This is a genomic window from Janthinobacterium psychrotolerans (assembly GCF_001677885.1).
In the GTDB taxonomy this organism is placed as follows: domain Bacteria; phylum Pseudomonadota; class Gammaproteobacteria; order Burkholderiales; family Burkholderiaceae_D; genus Janthinobacterium; species Janthinobacterium psychrotolerans.
Genome location: NZ_LOCQ01000052.1, coordinates 30,974 through 48,246, shown reverse-complemented (window position 1 = coordinate 48,246; position 17,273 = coordinate 30,974). Strand labels below are relative to the sequence as shown.

The following is a 17,273-nucleotide window of genomic DNA, read 5'->3' as shown; positions in this document are numbered from 1 at the left end:
CCCGCCATGATCAACAGCAACAAGGCGCAGCCGGTGATGGTCGGCGAAGACGGTTTGCCGCCCGGCGCGCGCGGCTGGGCCATGTTGTCGCTGGCCATCGGCGTGGGCATGGCCTCGCTCGATACGGCGATCGCCAATACGGCCTTGCCGGCGATCGCCAGCGAGCTGCACACGACGCCGGCCGCGTCCGTATGGATCGTCAATGTCTACCAGCTGGCGATGGTGGCGACGTTGCTGCCGTTTTCGGCGCTCGGTGAAATCGTCGGTTACCGCCGCGTATTTATCTCCGGCATGTTCCTGTTCACCCTGGCCTCGCTCGCCTGCGCTCTGGCCTGGTCCTTGCCCTCGCTGGTGGTGGCGCGCCTGTTTCAGGGCGTGGGCGCCAGCGCCATGATGAGCGTCAATACGGCGCTGTTGCGCGTGCTGTACCCCAGGCATTTGCAGGGCCGCGCATTTGGCAATAATTCATTGGTGGTGGCCGTGGCGTTTGCCATCGGCCCCACGGCCGCCTCGCTGATTCTGGCGACCGCTTCCTGGCCGTGGCTGTTCGCCATCAATGTGCCGCTGGGGGTGGCCGGTTTTTTTGTCGCCAGGCGCATGCTGCCGGCCACCAGACTGTCAGGGCACACCATGGACGCGCGCACCGCGCTGTACAACGTGGGCGCGTTCGGGCTGCTGATTTTACTGTTCGGCGACGCCGCCCACCATGCGCCCTTGACCACCTTGCTGCCGGAACTGGTGGCGGTGGCACTCTTCTTTGTCTTGCTGCTGCGCCGGCAGCGCGGCCACCAGGCGCCGATGTTGCCGATCGATCTGTTTCGCCGTCCGCTGTTTTTTCTCTCGTCCATGACGGCCATCTGCACCTTTGCCGCGCAAGGGCTGGCCTTCGTGTCGCTGCCGTTTTATTTTGAAGTCACCCTGGGCCGCTCGCCCATCGAAACGGGATTTCTGATGACGCCGTGGGCGGTGCTGGTGGCGGTGATGGCGCCGATTGCCGGCAGGCTGAGCGACCGCTATTCGCCGGGCGTGCTGGGCGGAATCGGCCTGGCGGCGCTGGCCACGGGGCTGCTGACGCTGGTGTGGATACCGGCCAACCCCAGCGTGGTCGATATCGGCTGGCGCATGGCGCTGTGCGGCATCGGTTTCGGCTTTTTCCAGGCGCCCAACCTGAAAGCCATCATGGGCAGCGCGCCGCCGCAGCGCGGTGGCGGCGCCAGCGGCGTGGTCGCCACCTCGCGCCTGGTGGGGCAGGCCACGGGCGCGGCGCTGGTGGCGTATTGCTTCACGGTCTCGGCCAGCCAGGGCACGACCTATGCGTTGTGCCTGGCGGCAGGCTTTGCGGCGCTGGCCTGCATCGCCAGCTTTTCAAGGCTGGTGGTGGCGCGGCCGGCCACGCACAGTTGAAGCGCGTCAGACGTCGATCGCCTTGTCGGACTGCATGCGCTTGCGCAGTTCGAATTTCTGGATCTTGCCGGTCGAGGTGCGCGGCAGGGGACCAAAATAGATCGCCTTCGGCACCTTGAAGCCGGCCAGGTTGGTTTTGCAAAAGGCGATCAGCTCGGCTTCCGTCACGCTGGCGCCTTCGCGCAGTTCGACAAAGGCGCACGGCGTTTCGCCCCATTTCTCGTCGGGCTGGGCAATGACGGCGGCGGCCAGCACCTGCGGGTGGTGGTACAAGGCGTCTTCCACTTCCACGCTTGAAATGTTCTCTCCGCCGGAAATAATGATGTCCTTGCTGCGGTCCTTGAGCTTGATATAGCCGTCCGGATAGCGCACGCCCAGGTCGCCCGTATGGAACCAGCCGCCGGCGAACGCGTCCTGTGTCGCCTTTTCGTTCTTCAGGTAACCCTTCATGCAGATATTCCCGCGGAACATGATCTCGCCCACCTGCTCGCCGTCGGCGGCCACCGGCAGCATGGTCTCGGGGTCGAGCACCGCCACCTCGCTTTGCAGATGGTAGCGCACCCCCTGGCGCGACTTCATGACGGCGCGCTCCTCGGGTGACAGCCAGGCCCATTCCTCCTGCTCGGCGCAGATGGCGGCCGGGCCGTACACTTCCGTCAGGCCATACGAGTGGATCAGGTCAAAGCCCATTTCTTCGATGCGCGCCACCATGGCCGCCGGCGGCGGCGCGCCGGCCACCATGCCGCGCACGGTCCAGTCGATTCCTTCGCGCCAGGCGGCCGGCGCATTGGCCAGGCCCGCATGCACGATGGGCGCGGCGCAATAGTGCGTGACGCGCAGTTCGCGCATCAGGTCGAACACCAGCTTCGGTTCGAACTTGCGCAGGCACACGTTGACGCCGGCGCGCGCGGCGATGGTCCAGGGAAAACACCAGCCATTGCAGTGGAACATGGGCAAGGTCCACAGATAGACCGCGTGCCTGGGCATGTCCCACTCCAGAATATTCGACAGCGCGTTCAGGGCCGCGCCCCGGTGATGGTAGACCACGCCTTTCGGGTCGCCCGTGGTGCCGGACGTGTAGTTGAGGGCGATCGCATCCCATTCGTCGGCGGGCGGCTGCCAGGCATAATCGGGGTCGCCGCTGGCCAGCAGGCTTTCGTAGTCCAGCTCGGCAAATGGTGCCACTTGCGGCCCGAGCACATCATTGACCTGGATCACGCGCAGTTCGGGAATCTGCGCCGCCATCTGCCGCGCCAGCTCGGCAAATTCCGTATCGGCCAGCAAGACCTTGGCCTGGCCATGGCGCAGCATGAAGGTCAGCGACGCCAGGTCCAGGCGAATATTGAGGGCATTGAGCACCGCGCCGGCCATCGGCACGCCAAAGCTCGCTTCGACCATGGCCGGTGTATTGGGCAGCATCACGGCCACCGTGTCGCCGACGCCCACGCCCAGTTTCATCAAGCCCGAGGCCAGGCGGCGGGTGCGGGCATAGGTGTCGCGCCAGTTCTGGCGCACGCCGCCATGGGCAATCGCCAGGCGATTGCCATATACTTCGGCTGCCCTGGCAATATAGTCGAGCGGAGTGAGGGCGGCATAATTGGCGCTGTTCTTGCCCAGGCCGGTATTGAAATCGGGTGTCATGGTGTGTCTCCTGATTGAAAAGCTGCTGCTCCCTGTGGGCGGGGCTGGTCTCTCTAGCATAGCACCGATGCCGTACAATCAATATCGTCGAAGTCACAAGAAAAGGACAAGATGGACTGCATCAGAACAGCGCGCCCCTGTCCGCCCCTGTGCGGCTGCGCAGGCTGATCCATGGCCCTGGTTTCCCATTCTCCGCAACACCTGCTGGGCCTGCGTTTTCCGCTGCCCCTGCGCGTGACCGTGCGCCAGGGATTTGTCACCTTGCACAATGAAATCGCCACCAAAAAACTGGGTAGCGGCGACAGCTTTGTGGTGCCCGCCTTCTTGCGCTTTGCCTGCGACGTGATGCCGGGACGCGGCAAGCCGGCCGTGTTCAGCCTGGCGCTGGAAGAGGACGAGAAGCGGGACGATGAGCGAGGAGGCGCGCCGGCTGGCGATGCCGGCGGCAAGCGCTGGAGCCGCGCGCTGGCCCGGCATATTTTCCAGTTTCCGCAGGGGCAGTGGAGCGCCGCCCGCCTGGCCGCGCTATGGCAGGTGACACCGCACAAGGCGCGCTCGCGCCTGTTTGCCGAAGGCGAAGCTTTGCTGAGCCTGGTGCGTGAACAGCGGCTCGCGCATGCCCTGCATACGGCCGCGCAGCCTGGTACGGATGAGGGACGCGGGCTGGCGGAAGTGGCGGCCGGCTCCGGCTTTGCCTCGGTGCCGGCGTTTTGCGACGCCTGCACCGATGTGGCCGGCGTGCGCCCCAGCCTGTTCCTGCGCGCGCCGGTCCCGCCAGCCGATACTCCGCTATAATCGCCGCATGGGACATTTTTTACAGCGCAAGCAATGGAGTCTGTGGTTCGCCTGCCTGGCGCTGCTGCTCAATGCCCTGTCGCCCTCGCTGTCCCATGCGTTTGCCGGTGGCCAGGGCAATGCCGTGGTCGACATCTGCTCGGCCAGCGGCGCCGTCTACACGCAGGCTGATCTTGCAGCCCTGTCCGGCTCCAGGCCGGATACGCAGCCAGACCTCCGGCAGATCGAACATTGCCTGTACTGCATGCATCATGCGGCCAGCCTGGCCTTGCCGCCAGCGCCGCCGCTGCTTGCCGTGATCAAGGGGCATGATGCGTATCCGCCGCTGTTGCGCCAGGCGCCGCAGCCGCAGTTCGCCTGGCAGGGCGCGCGTCCGCGCGGGCCGCCGTCGATCGCCTGAGTTTCCGTCTTTCCAGCCGCCACGCGGCATTCTTTAGCTGTTACTACGCCCATCGGGCCTGATACCACATGAAACGTCGCTTATTCCTGCTCGCCGGCACGGCGGGTGTGCTGACGCTTGCCGCCTGCGGCGAGCCCGAACCGAAACCCCATTACAACGGCATCGACCTGACCGGCGGCGATTACAAGCCCGACTTCAAGCTGAGCGGCCCCGACGGCAGGGTCTACACCCTGGCCGACTTCAAGGGCAAGTATGTGATGGTCTTCTTCGGTTTCACGCAATGCCCGGACGTCTGCCCGACGGCCCTGTCGCGCGCGGTTGAAATCCGCAACAAGCTCGGTCCTGACGCCGACCAGCTGCAGGTGATCTTTATCAGCATCGATCCCGAGCGCGATACGGCCGCCTTGCTGGGCGAATACATGCGCGCCTTCGACCCCAGTTTTCTCGGCCTGCGCACCGACGAGAAAAACACGGCGCAGACCGCCTTCAACTACAAGGTGTTCTACCGCCGCGTGCCGAGCGGCAGTTCCTACACCATGGACCATACGGCCATCAGCTATGTGCTCGACAAGCAGGGGCGCATGCGCCTGGGCCTCAAGCACCTGCTGACGGCCGATGAATGCGCGCAAGACATCAAGACTTTGATGACCGCCAAATACACCTTATAAACACTATCACCACGAGGAATTCACCATGCTGCATCTGAAAACCGTTGTTGCCGCCACCCTGGCCGTCCTGTCCTTTTCCGCCGCCGCGCAAGGCGCCGTTACCGTCACCGAGCCATGGGTGCGCGCCACCGTGGCGCAGCAAAAAGCCACCGGCGCCTTCATGCAGATCACGGCGCCCAAGGCCATGCGCCTGGTCGAAGTGCGTTCGCCGGTCGCCGGCGTGGCCGAAATCCATGAAATGAGCATGAGCGACAATATGATGCGCATGCGCCAGGTCAAGGAGCTCGCGCTGCCAGCCGGCAAGGCCGTCGAACTGAAGCCGGGCGGCTACCATGTGATGCTGCTCGACCTCAAGGGCCAGGTCAAGGCGGGCGACAAGGTGCCGCTGATCCTGGTGCTGGAAGGCGAGGACAAGAAACGCGAAACCGTCGAGGTCAGCGCCGTGGCCCGTCCGCTGGGCGGCGCACCGGCGGCGCATTCCATGCAGCACTGATCGTCGCTGTCCGCAGCCCGGTACGCCGGGCTTTTTAACGCCGGCTTGAAAATTAAACAGTTGTTTGATACAATATCAAACAACTGTTTAATTTATTGTTGACAATGCCCATCGAAAAAAACACCGAACCAGCCGGCGAACCGGCCCGCGCCCGTATCTTGCAAACAGCGGCCGAGCTGTTTGCGGAATACGGCTATGCCAGCACTTCCGTGCGCAAGATTTGCGACGCGGCCCAGGTCAATGTGGCGATGGTCAATTACTATTTTCACAGCAAGGAAGCGCTGCATCTGGCCGCCTTCGACCATGCGCGCGAGCTGGCCGACGCCTCGGCGCCGGCAGTCGCGGCGGCCAGTGCGGCGGCGCAGGTGGCGCCCGTCGAGCAGTTGCGCCTGGCCATCGAAGCGCTGGTGTCCGACATGCTGCGCAGTGGCCCTGCGTCGCTGTTCAGCCGGCTGGTAGCGCGCGAGCTGATCGAGCCGACGGCCGCCATTCACAAGCTGGTCGAGCGCCATGTGCTGCCACGGGAGACGCTGTTTAACGCCCTGATCCGTGCCGTGGTGGGGCCGGCCATGCCGGCCGAGGTAGTGCAGAAATGCGTGTTCAGCGTGGTCGGCCAGGCCGTGTTCTATGCGCGCTCGCGCGTCGTGCATGAAATCGTGGCGCCCGAGATTACCTATGACCAGGCGGGCATCGCCGTCATCGCCAGCCATGTGGCGCAGTTTTCGCTCGCCGCGTTGGCCGGCATGCGGGCGCAATACACGGCAGAGGTGCCGGCATGAAAGCGCGCAACCTGACCCTGGTGCTGGCCGGCCTGTCCATGCTGGGCCCGTTCGCCACCGATACCTTTTTGCCCTCGTTCCCGGCGATCGCCACCCATTTCGATGTCAGCAGCGTGCTGGTGCAGCAGACCCTGAGCGTGTATCTGGCCGCCTATGCCTTCATGACCTTGTTCTATGGCACCATGTCCGACTCGTTCGGGCGCCGTCCCGTGATCCTCGCTTCACTGTTGATTTTTGCCATCGGCTCGATCGGCGCCGCGTTTGCGCCCAGCTTTGGCTGGCTGCTGTTTTTCCGTGGCATGCAGGGCGCCTCGGCCGGGGCGGGCAGGGTGATCGGCCAGGCCATCGTGCGCGATACCTTGTCCGGTGCTGCCGCGCAAAAGATGCTGGCCAATATCATGATGGTGTTCGGCATCGCGCCGGCCATCGCGCCGATTATCGGCGGCTGGCTGCACGTGGCCTATGGCTGGCAGTCGACGTTTGTGTTCACTTTTTCCGTCACGGTGCTGCTGATGCTGGCCTGCCTGAAAGGCTTGCCGGAAAGCTTGCCCGCCGCCCAGCGCCAGCCGTTTCATCCTGGCACCATCGCCGCCAATTACTGGCAGGCGCTGCGCCACCAGGTCTTTTTGCTGCGCTCCCTGGCCGTCGCCTTTGCGTTTGGCGGCTTTGCCCTGTATATCGCCTCGGCGCCGCATTTCATCCTTGACCTGCTGCGTCTGCCTGAAACCGCGTTTGGCTGGATGTTCGTGCCGATGGTGGCGGGCCTGGTGCTGGGCTCGGCCCTGTCGGGCAAGCTGGCCCATTCCGTGCCCGGTGCCACGCAGGTGCGCTGGGGCACGCTGGTAATGGCGGCCACCGCTGTTCTGAACCTGGTCTACAACCACTGGTTTGCCGCCAGCCTGCCGTGGGCCGTGGCACCGGTGGCGCTGTATGCGTTCGGCATGTCGCTGGCCTTGCCGGGCATGACCATGTCGACCCTCGATATCTTCCCGCAGATGCGCGGCCTGGCCGCCTCGCTGCAGAACTTCGTGCAGATGGTGCTGTTTGCGCTGGTGTCGGGCTTTGTCGCGCCGTTGCTGTTCGACAGCGGTTTCAAGCTGGCGCTGGGGCAGGCGGCGGCCGTTGTCCTGGCCGGTTTCTTCTGGTGGCTGGGCACGCGCCGGGCGGCCTCGCAAGCGTTGGGATTGGGAGCTAAAAACAACTAATAGTCGGGCATGCTTTCTGCTTTGTTACACTGTATCCATCGGCCGCCTGCAGGGGCCAGGCAACTTTGTAACTTTATGGGCAGCGCCATGCACCTTATTAACGCCAGTCTGAACCACGCCCTGCGCGTGCCGCTGGCCGCAGAGATCCATTCGCGGCCCTTTTTGCAGCTCGATGCACCGGAACTGATCACCCACCTGGCCGTCTACAGCAATGACGCGCAAGAGCAGGGCATGTCGAATATGCAGGCCCAGCACGCCACCCTGGCGGCACTATGCACGCATTTCGGCGTGACCGGTCCCAGCGGCGAAGCGAAGTATTTCTATTATGACTTCGGCCGTTTCCGCCTGAAGTGGGAATGCCATACGGAATTTGCCACCTTCACCTTTGCCGAGCATTGCGCCGCCCCGCTGCCGTTGGCGCAAGCCTTCGAATCCATGCCGCTCGAGCAACTGCCGCAACAGTGGCTGGCGGGCCTCAAAGGCAAGCTGATGGTGGCGGCCCACGTGGTCCTCGAGCGCGCCGTCGAGCCTGCCGATACCTATATGCAGGGCCTGTCGCGCGTATTCGAAGGCAATACCCTGGCTGGCAGCGAAGTGCTGCAGGGCGGTGAATTGTGGACCGATTTCACCATCCAGTCCGACGGCTTCAGCCGCTTCATTATCCGCGACGCGGGCATGCGCTCGCAGCAGTCGGGCCGCCTGGTGCAGCGCGTGCTGGAAATCGAAACCTACCGCATGTTTGCCTTGCTGGGCCTGCCTTACGCCATGCAGGCCGCGCCCACGCTCAACGCGATTGAAAACGAGCTGGCCACCCTGGCCGCCGCCATGGTCGAAACCGATGCGGACAAGGCGCGCGGCGATGACGGCGCCGCCGAGCAGGCCTTGCTCGACCGCATCACGCGCCTGGCCGCCCGCATCGAAAAACTCTCGCTCGACAACAGCTATCGTTTTTCCGCCTCGAAAGCCTACATGGGCCTGGTCCGGGCCCGCATCGAAGAGCTGCGCGAGGTGCGCATCGAAGGCATCCCGACGGTCGAGGAATTCATGGACCGCCGCCTGACGCCGGCCATGAATACCTGCGCCGCCATGGCCAGCCGCCAGGAAGCGATGGCCCAGCGCATCGCCAATACCAACGACCTGCTGCGCACCCGCGTCGGCATCGTGCAGGAATTGCAGAACCGGCAGATATTGCAATCGATGAACGAACGCGCCGCCCAGCAATTGCGCCTGCAGCAGGCCGTCGAAGGCCTGTCGGTGGCGGCCATTTCCTACTATGTGATCGGCCTGTTCAGCTACACGGGCAAGGCGGCCAAGGTGATGGGCCTGCCGGTCAACCCGGAAATCCTGGTTGGCGCGCTGGTGCCGTTCGTGGCCGCCGGCGTCTGGCTGGGGCTGAGGCGCCTGCATCACAAGCTGCATGCGCACTGAGCAGGACGACGGCCACGCCTGAATTTTGCTATCGTCCGGCATCGAGCATAACGAGGAGCCATGGTGCCAGCAAATGTCGGCGATATCTACAGTGTGTTTTCAGTGGAGCTGCAGCAATACGTGGCGTGCCAGGTGACCCATCTCCAGCCGCCCAGGACGCCCAGGGGCAAGCCGCTGGCGGCCGTGCTGGAACTGGACTGGACGGGCGACGCCTTGCCCGATGCGGACGCGGCCAGCCGCATGCAGCCCTTGCGCTGCAACTATTTCTTCATCAGGAATCGCCTCGATCACGGCTATGTGACGGCCAATGTGCCGCCCGGCCATGTGTTCATTGCCAACCTGCCGCCGCTGGTGGAAGACGACGTCAGCACCTACAAGTTCGGCTGGAACGTGGGTGCCGGCACGGCGCGCCAGCGCAGCTGGGAGCGGATCGACCCCGCGCGGCGCAAGCAATTCCGGGCCGCATCGAGCAGCAACAAGGTGATCGTCGGCGGCCACGTCTTCAGGCAGGACGCGACCCGCATCAACGACAGCATACTGGACGCCATCAAGGACTTGTCCGAACTGGACCTGCTGCCTTGCCTGATGACGCTCGAAACCAGCAAGGGCACGCCCGAACTGATGGCGTATATCCAGCAGCACCCGTTCATCAACGAGCTGCACTGGCAATCCTCGACAGTTACCGATATCGATGTCAGCGCCACCGGCCTGAACCGTTTCATACTGCAGCCCGATGGGGTTGCCAGGGTGCGCCTCAATCCCGGCCTGCATCTGTTTTCGCTGACGGCCATGCCATCGCCGCAGTTGCAGGTCGAGCAGGCGGAGCAGGGGCGTGACCTGAGCTTGCAGTGCGTGGAGAACATGCCGGCCCTGCAGGGCCTGGACCACCTGGGCGCGCTGTCGCTGACCGGCGTCAACGAGATCGACCTGACGACGGTGGTCGAGCGCTTTGCGCATTTGCGCGAGCTGCGCCTCTGGGGCAAGCCCGGCATGGCGCGCAATATGCACAGCATCGCGCAGCTGCCCCAGTTGCAGATGCTGACCACGTTCGATATCTTCGGCTTTGAAGCGGACGCATTTCCAGCGCCCGGGCAATTGCCGAAACTGGCCAGCCTGTGGATGACCAGCGTGCCGGCCGATGTGGCCAGGGCCGTCAAGACGGCGTACAAGACAGCGGCGGCGCAAGGCTTGGACTTGTCGATCAGCAAGCCGCGCAAACCGGCTTGGCTGGCCGAGAATTTGCACAATCCGTTTCGCGACTGGGACGGGCGCGAGCACATCTCGGCAGCCCAGGCAAAGAAGGCGGCGCTGGCTTACAAGAACCTGCTGGCCGCCACGCGCGCCATCGACGCCGGCATGCCGGCGGCGGAGGCGGCAGCCGCGCTGGACACGATGGTGACGGCCTATACCGTGGATTTCAACAAGATGGATCGCTCCGGCATGATCGAAACCGTGGAGCGCGAGGAAATCTACAGCGTGCTGGCGGATGTATTGAAACAGCTGGAACTGGACCTGGGAGAGCAGGGGGCTGCGCTGGTGCGGCAGGAACGCTTGTATGAGTTATTCGACCAATTGCGTGATTTCTGACGCAGGCATGCCCTGAGTAGAAATAAAGTTCTAGACATAAAGTTCTAGTGTGGGTATGCTGGCGTCATGTCAAAACCTGCCCCACTCCCCACGCCTACCGCCGCCGAACTGGACCTGCTGCGCATCCTGTGGCAGCACGGTCCGCTCGATGCCCGCGCCGTCCATGATTTTCTTGCGCTCGAGCGTGCCGACGCCAGCTACGCGACTGTTTTGCGCCAGTTGCAACTGATGCATGGCAAGGGCCTGCTGAGCCGCGACGAAAGCCGGCGGCCGCAGCTGTACTCGGCGGTCGAGGCGCAGGCAAAAGTGCAGACCAGCTTGCTCAAGGATCTGATCGGCAAGGTGTTTGCCGGCTCCGGCAAGGCGCTGGTGCTGACCGCGCTGCGCGAGCATGTGAGCGACGCCGAGCGCCTGGAAATTGAAAAAATCCTCAGCAGCAAAGGCAGCAAAGAGGACAGGCAGCCATGAACACCAGCATGGTGATCGCCGCGCTGGGCTGGTCCTTGCTGTATTTCGTCTGGCAGGCGCTGTTGCTGGGCCTGCTCACGGCCGCTGCCTTGTCGCTGCTGCGCGGCATGGATGCACGGGCGCGCTATGCCGTCTGCGCGCTGGCGCTGCTGCTGTGCCTGTGCATGCCCGTTGCGCATCTGCTGTATCTGCTGGCGCAGGACGCGCCGGCGCCATCGTTTTCCGCCTTGCCCGCCGCAGCGCTGCAAGCCTGGATGCCTTCGCTGGTATTGGCCTGGAGCGCCGGTGTCGCTCTGATGAGTGTGCGATTGCTGCTGGGCCTGGCTTGGGTAGGCCGGCTGCGCCGCCAGGCCGTGAGCGCACCCGCGCAGTGGCAGTCCAGGCTCGATGCGCTGGCGCAGCGCATGGGTCTGCGTTCTTCGGTTCCACTCAGGCTGCACGCGGCGCTGGCCAGTCCTGTGACGGTGGGTTTTTTTCGTCCCCTTGTGCTGCTGCCAGCGTCCTTGCTGAGCGGCATGCCGGTGCCGCTGATCGTCGCCCTGCTGGCCCATGAACTGGCCCATGTGCGGCGCTGGGATTACCTGGTCAACCTGCTGCAAAGCGTGGCCGAGGCGCTGCTGTTCTTTCATCCTGTCGTCTGGTGGTTGTCGGCCCGCATGCGCGCCGAGCGCGAACTGGTGGCCGATGCGCTGGCGGCGCAGGCGCTGCCCGATCCGCAGCAGCTGGCCAGCGCCCTGTATGCCTTGTCGCAGCATAGGCAAACCCTGCGCCAGCCGGGCTTGCTGGTAGCAGCGCGCGGTGGCGCCTTGCTTGCACGCATACAGTCGCTGATGGCGCCCGCGCCGCTGGCCGGCCAGGCTGGCTGGAAAACGGCCGTGCCCGCCTTGCTGCTGGCCGGCGCCACCTTGCTGATGCAGACGCACGGGCAGTCCGTGCCCGGCACACCCAAGATTGCCGAGGTCGCTTCCAGCCTGCTGTCGCTACCTGTCAGCGCCCGCCATATGCTGGTGCTCGACGAAGAGTCGGGCAAGGTGCTGATGGCCAAAGACGCTGACGCCATCGTGCCGATCGCCTCCATCACCAAGCTGATGACGGCCATGGTGGTGCTTGACGCCGGGCTCGACCCCGATGAGCTGCTTCGCATCGTGCGCGCCGATGGCGTTGGTCAGCGCCATGGCCTGCTGGCCGATGGCGTGAGTGTGCCGCGCGCGCTGCTGCTGCAACTGGCGCTGCTGCCTTCCGAAAACCGCGCCGCCGCCGCCCTGGCGCGCACCTATCCCGGCGGCCGCGCGGCGTTCGATGCAGCCATGCAGGCCAAGATCCGCAGCCTGAATCTGACCCGCACCCGCTTGAACGACCCGGTCGGGCGCACGCCGTCCAATACCTCGACTGCCACCGAAGTGGCGCGCATCGTGGCGGCGGCTGCGCGTTATCCCGAGATCGCGCGCATCACCACGGCTGCCCAAGCCGATGTGGCCGTGAATGGCAAGACACGCACCTTGCACAACACCAATGCGCTCGTCGGCGGCCAGGGCTGGGATATTGTATTGTCCAAGACCGGCAGCAGCAGGGAGGCCGGCAGCTGCCTGTCCATGCGCATGAAGAGCGGTGGCAAGCACGTCACGGTAGTGCTGCTGGACGCCGATGGCGCCGAGCGGCGCAGCCTCGATGCGGCCCGCATCCGCAACGCTCTGGCTGGAACTACCCATTTTTAACCGTGGAGAAAAACAATGACGAAATTGGCAAAATTGATGGTCGTGGTGGCGATGATGGCGGCGGCTGGCACGGCGCAGGCGCATGATGCTGGCGTGGACTGCGACAACTGCAAGGCGTGGAATGCCCCGGCCAAACCCTTCAATATCCATGGCAATACCTGGTATGTGGGGGTGGCCGGCTTGTCCGCCGTGCTGGTCACCAGCGAAGGCGGCCATATCCTGCTCGACGGCGCGCTGCCGCAATCGGCACCGTTGATTCAAGCCAACATCGAGTCGCTGGGTTTCAGCATGAAAGACGTCAAGCTGATCCTCAATTCCCACGCCCACTGGGACCATGCGGGCGGCATCGCGGCCCTTGCTCGCGCCAGCGGCGCCACCGTGATGGCCAGCGCCTCGAGTGCGAAAGTGCTGCAAAGCGGCACCAATGGCCTCGACGATCCGCAATACCAGGCCAAGCCGGTAGTGCATGTGGCCAAGGTCGAGCAGGTCACCGTGGTCAAAGAGGGCGATGTCGTCAAGCTGGGCCAGCTGGCCTTGACCGCGCATGCGACCCCGGGCCACACGCCGGGCGGTACCACCTGGACCTGGACCTCGTGCGAAGACCGGCGCTGCGTCAATATCGTGTATGCCGACAGCCTGAACCCGTATTCGAGCGGCGACTTCAGGTTCACGGGGAACGGCAGGGGCAAGCAAAACACGCCCGATATCTCGGCCTCGTTCCAGGCCAGCATCGCGAAGGTCGCAACGCTTCCCTGCGATATCATTATTCCCGTCCATCCCGGCACCACGGGCTTGCTGGAAAAAGCCGCCGGGCGCAGCAGCGAGCACAATCCCTTGATCGACAGCAACGGCTGTCGCGCCTATGCGGACGAGGCTGGCAAACTGCTGGCCAAGCGGCTGGCCAGCGAGCGCGGTTGATTCCGGGCGCTGGTTAGCGCACGGCCTTTTGCAGATCCACCGGCAACTGGTACACGGGGCAGTATTGGTAGCTGGTGCGGTCGCCCTTGATCACTTGCGTAAAGTGCAAGGCGTCCCGCACCACGATCTGCTGGCGCTGCACCACGCGCGGCGCCGGCCCGGCGCCGGCGTCGATGCAGGACTGGTCTACCGTGTAGCTGCCGCCACGCTGCTGGCTGCGCACGGTGGCCTTGCAGGCGCGCGTGTGGGCGGTGGACAAGCCCTTGCCATCGTACTGGCGGATGGCGGCGTTGGCGGGTGCGGCGCAGTCGCTGCCGTTGGCAACGTAGATGCCGGGCTTGAGCCGGTAGACGCCGCCCGGTTTGGGCGAGGTATCGGCGCTGGCCAAGGCAAGCGATGAGGCGCCCAAGGACAGGGTCAGGGCCAGCATGGTGAGGGTGGGGATAGTGCGTGTGTTCACTGCGACTCCTTCTCGATTCAACGATGGCCGATTCTACGACAGGCGTGGCCACAACGCTGTGCGCCTGTTACAGCGGTGCAGGCCCCAAGCTTGCTCTCCTGCTAGAGTACGGTTTTCCTGAATGAACTTTGAAAGGACAGGCCGTGCCGCCACGCGTTGGGGATATCTATAGCGTTTATTCGACCAGGCTGCGCCAGTATGTCGCCTGCCAGGTGACGGCGCTCAAGGAGAGCCGCGAGCGCAAGGGCGCGCAGCTGGCGGCCGTGCTGCAACTGGACTGGAGCGGCGACGCCTTGCCGCAGGCGAGCGAACTGGGGGCCATGCGGCCGTTGGTGGCCGATTTCTTTTTCTGGCGCGGCAAACATGATCACGCCTACGCCAGCGCCGAGGTGCCGGCCGCTTACACTTTGGCAGGCAATATCGCGCCACTGGTGCTTGATGACACCACCACTCATGGCGACTGGCATGCCGGCGACACCCTGTACCGACAGCGCGCATGGGAGCAAATCGACCTGACCCGGCGCCAGCGTTTCAAGGCGGCGTCCGGCGACGTCAAGGTGACGGTCGGCGGCCATGTGCTGCGCCAGGACACCCGCCGCATCGATGACACGGTGCTGCAGTCGATCATGGATTTTGCCGAGCTCGACCAACTGCCTTGCCTGATGCATATCCACACGGAACACGGGACGCAGGCCCTGGCCGACTTTGTCAAAGGCCACCCATTCATCACCGAACTGCTGTGGCGCTCTGCGCAGGTGGCCGAGCTGGATCTGCGCGCCAGCTGCCTGGGCAGCCTCAGCATCGATGCGAGCGGACTGGCCAAGGTGCTGCTGAACCGGGATCTTGGCGTGCTGGTACTGCGCGGCGAAATTTCGCCGCAGTTGCAGCTGCACAGCGATGCGGAAGGGCGCGCGCTGGTCGTGTATGGTTCCGGGCGCTTGCCTGGATTCGCCGGCCTCGATCACCTGGCCGGCCTGTCGCTGTCCGCGCTCACGCAGATCGACCTCGACGGCGTGCTGCGGCGCTTCCCGCATCTGACGTATTTGCAGCTGCAGGGCAAGCCCGGCATGGTGTCGAATCTGTCCGCCATCGCCGGGCTGGCACAGTTGCAGACCTTGTCGCTGCACGACCTGTTCGGTTATACGCCCGAGCAATTTCCGTCACCGCAACAATTGCCACGCTTGTCGACCTTGTGGCTCAGCAGCGTGCCGTTCGACGTGGCGCAGGCCGTCAAGCACAGCTATAAAAATGCGGCGGCGCAGGGCCTGGACCTGTCGGTCACCCAGCCGCGCAAACCCGCATGGCTGGACGAAAACCTGCACAATCCGTTTCGCGACTGGGATGGCCGCGAACAGATTTCCACCGCCCAGGCAAAAAAGGCGGCCACCGCCTATAAAACGCTGTTATCTGCCACGCGCGCCATCGACGCCAGCATGGACGCCGAGGCCGTGCAGGCCGCCTTGTCCGCCATGGTCGCCGCCTATGTGACGAGCTTCAACCAGCTCGACGCGCGTAACAAGCTCATCGGCACGGTGGAGAACGAAGAAATCCATGCGGTGCTGGCCGGATGCCTGCGCGCGCTGGGAACCAAGCTCGCCGACGTGGACGGCCTGCTGGCGCAGTTCGACCGCCTGCGTGAATTTTAAGTGAAAGGAAAGCCTGTGCCAGCAAGTGTCGGAGATATCTACAGCGTGTATTGCGAAAAACTGCGGCAGTACGTGGCGTGCCAGGTAACGGCGCTGAAAGAAGACCGGGGCCGCAAGGGCGCGCAGCTGGCGGCCGTACTGGAACTGGACTGGAGCGGCGACGCCTTGCCCGATGCGCAAGCGATCGCGTCCATGAAGCCCCTGATCTGCGACTTCTATTCCCGCGGCGCGCATGTCGATCATTGCTGGCTGGGCGCCAGCGTGCCGTCCAATTACACGCTGGTGGGCAATCTCGCGCCGCTGGTGATCGACGGCCTCGACAGTTATGGCGGCGGCTGGGTGACGGGCAACAGCCTGTATTTGCAACGGCGCTGGAACACCATCGATGCGGACAAGCGCCGCCGTTTCAAGGCCGCCTCGCGCAACGTCGAGGTCACGGTGGGTGGGCGCGTGCTGCGCCAGGACACCAGCAAGATCGATGACAGCATCCTGCAGGGCATTCATGACTTGTCCGAACTGGACCAGCTGCCTTGTCTGAGCATCATCCACACCCGGCACGGTACGCCGGCACTGCTGGATTTTATCAAGGGCAATCCCTTTGTCACCGAGCTGAGCTGGCAGGCGGCGCAGGTGGCCGAACTCGACCTGCGCCAGACCCGCATGCGGCGACTGATCGTCGATCCTGCCGCGCTGCGCAGCCTGCAGCTGAACGACGACTTGAACGATCTCACCCTGGACGGCACGCCAGCGCTGAAGTTGGCGGTTCACCACCCGCTCGGCGGACGCGGACTGACCTTGCACTGCAGCGGCGCTGTGCCGGCTTTCGCCGGTCTTGACCAGCTCGGCGCCCTGTCGCTGACTACTGTGAAAGAGATCGACCTCGATACCGTGGCGCGGCGCTTTCCACGGCTCACGGCATTGCGCATCTGGGGCCAGCCGGGCATGGTGGCCAATCTGCAGGCCATCGCCGCGCTGCCGCAGTTGCTGACTTTCACCACCTACGATATGTTCGGTTTTACGCCGCAACAGTTTCCCATGCCGCAGCAGCTGCCGCACCTGTCCATGCTGTGGATGACCAGCGTGCCGGCCGACGTCGCGAAGGAAATCAAGGCACGCTACAAGAAAACCGCGAAGCATGGCGGGGTGCCTGAGCTGGACCTGGCGATACGCCAGCCGCGCAAACCCGAATGGCTGGCGGAAAACCTGCACAACCCTTTCCGCGACTGGGATGGACGCCAACAGATTCCGGCCGCGTATGCCAAAAAAGCGGCGCAGGCGTATAAAACGCTGCTGGCGGCCACGCGTACGATCGATGCGGCCCTGGACGCCGAGGCCGTGCATGCGCTGCTTTGTGCCGCAGTGCGCGAGTATGTCGCGGTGTTCAATAAAATGGAGCGGCGCAGCAGCGTGATTGAAACCGAGGAGCGCGACGAGATCGGCACGGTGCTGTTCCAGGTGCTGGACCAGCTTGCGCAGCAAGGGCAGGCGCAGGGCAGGGTGACGCTCAGGGTGGCGCAATTGCACGAACTGTTCGACCAGTCGCGCGAATTCTGAAGCGTGGTACGGCGTGCTGCGATGCAAAAAGTGAGGATGGCCCTTTATTGAGAACCAATTATCAATTACAATGCAAGACTATTGCATTTACTTGTCTCGCTTTCAGGAACCC

At 64.2% G+C, this 17,273-nt stretch carries 16 protein-coding genes; 14 read left to right on the top strand and 2 right to left on the bottom strand.

Annotation, left to right across the window (positions count from 1 at the left end):
* Window positions 1-6 precede the first annotated feature (6 nt).
* Window positions 7-1,404: an MFS transporter gene (locus ASR47_RS10025; protein WP_065307632.1), complete on the top strand. Its 1,398-nt coding sequence runs from the start codon at window positions 7-9 to the stop codon at window positions 1,402-1,404.
* Between the two features lie 6 nt (window positions 1,405-1,410).
* Here ASR47_RS10025 and ASR47_RS10020 read toward each other — a convergent pair whose 3' ends face one another.
* Entirely contained in the window at window positions 1,411-3,045 is a 1,635-nt protein-coding gene (locus ASR47_RS10020) for an acyl-CoA synthetase (protein ID WP_065307631.1), read from the bottom strand.
* Between the two features lie 171 nt (window positions 3,046-3,216).
* Here ASR47_RS10020 and ASR47_RS27405 point away from each other — a divergent pair, with 171 nt between their 5' ends.
* The 11 genes from ASR47_RS27405 (at window position 3,217) to bla (ending at window position 13,501) form a co-directional block, all read left to right on the top strand.
* Window positions 3,217-3,840 carry a helix-turn-helix domain-containing protein gene (locus ASR47_RS27405; RefSeq protein ID WP_065307630.1) on the top strand — a complete coding sequence of 208 codons (624 nt, stop codon included), beginning with the start codon at window positions 3,217-3,219 and terminating at the stop codon, window positions 3,838-3,840.
* Window positions 3,841-3,847: 7 nt separating this feature from the next.
* Window positions 3,848-4,240 carry a DUF2946 family protein gene (locus ASR47_RS10010; protein ID WP_065307629.1) on the top strand — a complete coding sequence of 131 codons (393 nt, stop codon included), beginning with the start codon at window positions 3,848-3,850 and terminating at the stop codon, window positions 4,238-4,240.
* Between the two features lie 68 nt (window positions 4,241-4,308).
* Window positions 4,309-4,908 carry an SCO family protein gene (locus ASR47_RS10005; protein ID WP_065307628.1) on the top strand — a complete coding sequence of 200 codons (600 nt, stop codon included), beginning with the start codon at window positions 4,309-4,311 and terminating at the stop codon, window positions 4,906-4,908.
* Window positions 4,909-4,933: 25 nt separating this feature from the next.
* Complete coding sequence (locus ASR47_RS10000; RefSeq protein WP_150127748.1) at window positions 4,934-5,401, top strand: copper chaperone PCu(A)C; 468 nt, start codon at window positions 4,934-4,936, stop codon at window positions 5,399-5,401.
* Between the two features lie 104 nt (window positions 5,402-5,505).
* Window positions 5,506-6,180: a TetR/AcrR family transcriptional regulator gene (locus ASR47_RS09995; protein WP_065307627.1), complete on the top strand. Its 675-nt coding sequence runs from the start codon at window positions 5,506-5,508 to the stop codon at window positions 6,178-6,180.
* Window positions 6,177-7,385, top strand: coding sequence for a multidrug effflux MFS transporter (locus tag ASR47_RS09990; RefSeq protein ID WP_065307626.1), 1,209 nt, complete (start codon window positions 6,177-6,179; stop codon window positions 7,383-7,385). Before ASR47_RS09995 ends, ASR47_RS09990 begins: the two co-directional genes overlap by 4 nt.
* Before the next feature lie 87 nt (window positions 7,386-7,472).
* Entirely contained in the window at window positions 7,473-8,813 is a 1,341-nt protein-coding gene (locus ASR47_RS09985; protein ID WP_065307750.1) for a DUF3422 family protein, read from the top strand.
* Between the two features lie 60 nt (window positions 8,814-8,873).
* Complete coding sequence (locus ASR47_RS09980) at window positions 8,874-10,400, top strand: hypothetical protein (RefSeq protein WP_065307625.1); 1,527 nt, start codon at window positions 8,874-8,876, stop codon at window positions 10,398-10,400.
* 66 nt (window positions 10,401-10,466) lie between these two features.
* Entirely contained in the window at window positions 10,467-10,868 is a 402-nt protein-coding gene (locus tag ASR47_RS09975; protein WP_065307624.1) for a BlaI/MecI/CopY family transcriptional regulator, read from the top strand.
* The gene (locus ASR47_RS09970; protein ID WP_065307623.1) at window positions 10,865-12,583 is read left to right on the top strand and encodes a M56 family metallopeptidase; all 1,719 of its coding nucleotides are present in this window, start codon (window positions 10,865-10,867) and stop codon (window positions 12,581-12,583) included. The genes ASR47_RS09975 and ASR47_RS09970 overlap by 4 nt, the downstream gene beginning before the upstream one ends.
* Window positions 12,584-12,598: 15 nt before the next feature.
* Window positions 12,599-13,501, top strand: a complete 903-nt coding sequence (bla, locus tag ASR47_RS09965) for a subclass B3 metallo-beta-lactamase (protein ID WP_065307622.1) — start codon at window positions 12,599-12,601, stop codon at window positions 13,499-13,501.
* 13 nt (window positions 13,502-13,514) lie between these two features.
* Here bla and ASR47_RS09960 read toward each other — a convergent pair whose 3' ends face one another.
* Complete coding sequence (locus ASR47_RS09960) at window positions 13,515-13,961, bottom strand: hypothetical protein (protein WP_150127747.1); 447 nt, start codon at window positions 13,959-13,961, stop codon at window positions 13,515-13,517.
* Window positions 13,962-14,104: 143 nt separating this feature from the next.
* On the opposite strand from ASR47_RS09960, the gene ASR47_RS09955 reads away from it, so the two are divergent.
* Window positions 14,105-15,607: a hypothetical protein gene (locus tag ASR47_RS09955; protein WP_065307749.1), complete on the top strand. Its 1,503-nt coding sequence runs from the start codon at window positions 14,105-14,107 to the stop codon at window positions 15,605-15,607.
* 15 nt (window positions 15,608-15,622) lie between these two features.
* A complete protein-coding gene (locus tag ASR47_RS09950; protein ID WP_065307620.1) occupies window positions 15,623-17,161 on the top strand; it encodes a hypothetical protein in 1,539 nt (512 codons plus the stop codon).
* The last annotated feature ends 112 nt before the right edge of the window (window positions 17,162-17,273 follow it).

What these genes read in the sequence shown, in the direction of transcription:
- ASR47_RS10025 (WP_065307632.1), top strand. Translation starts at nt 7, where the DNA reads ATGATCAACAGCAACAAGGCGCAGCCGGTGATGGTCGGCGAAGACGGT.
- ASR47_RS10020 (WP_065307631.1), bottom strand. Translation starts at nt 3,045, where the DNA reads ATGACACCCGATTTCAATACCGGCCTGGGCAAGAACAGCGCCAATTAT.
- ASR47_RS27405 (WP_065307630.1), top strand. Translation starts at nt 3,217, where the DNA reads ATGGCCCTGGTTTCCCATTCTCCGCAACACCTGCTGGGCCTGCGTTTT.
- ASR47_RS10010 (WP_065307629.1), top strand. Translation starts at nt 3,848, where the DNA reads ATGGGACATTTTTTACAGCGCAAGCAATGGAGTCTGTGGTTCGCCTGC.
- ASR47_RS10005 (WP_065307628.1), top strand. Translation starts at nt 4,309, where the DNA reads ATGAAACGTCGCTTATTCCTGCTCGCCGGCACGGCGGGTGTGCTGACG.
- ASR47_RS10000 (WP_150127748.1), top strand. Translation starts at nt 4,934, where the DNA reads ATGCTGCATCTGAAAACCGTTGTTGCCGCCACCCTGGCCGTCCTGTCC.
- ASR47_RS09995 (WP_065307627.1), top strand. Translation starts at nt 5,506, where the DNA reads ATGCCCATCGAAAAAAACACCGAACCAGCCGGCGAACCGGCCCGCGCC.
- ASR47_RS09990 (WP_065307626.1), top strand. Translation starts at nt 6,177, where the DNA reads ATGAAAGCGCGCAACCTGACCCTGGTGCTGGCCGGCCTGTCCATGCTG.
- ASR47_RS09985 (WP_065307750.1), top strand. Translation starts at nt 7,473, where the DNA reads ATGCACCTTATTAACGCCAGTCTGAACCACGCCCTGCGCGTGCCGCTG.
- ASR47_RS09980 (WP_065307625.1), top strand. Translation starts at nt 8,874, where the DNA reads ATGGTGCCAGCAAATGTCGGCGATATCTACAGTGTGTTTTCAGTGGAG.
- ASR47_RS09975 (WP_065307624.1), top strand. Translation starts at nt 10,467, where the DNA reads ATGTCAAAACCTGCCCCACTCCCCACGCCTACCGCCGCCGAACTGGAC.
- ASR47_RS09970 (WP_065307623.1), top strand. Translation starts at nt 10,865, where the DNA reads ATGAACACCAGCATGGTGATCGCCGCGCTGGGCTGGTCCTTGCTGTAT.
- bla (WP_065307622.1), top strand. Translation starts at nt 12,599, where the DNA reads ATGACGAAATTGGCAAAATTGATGGTCGTGGTGGCGATGATGGCGGCG.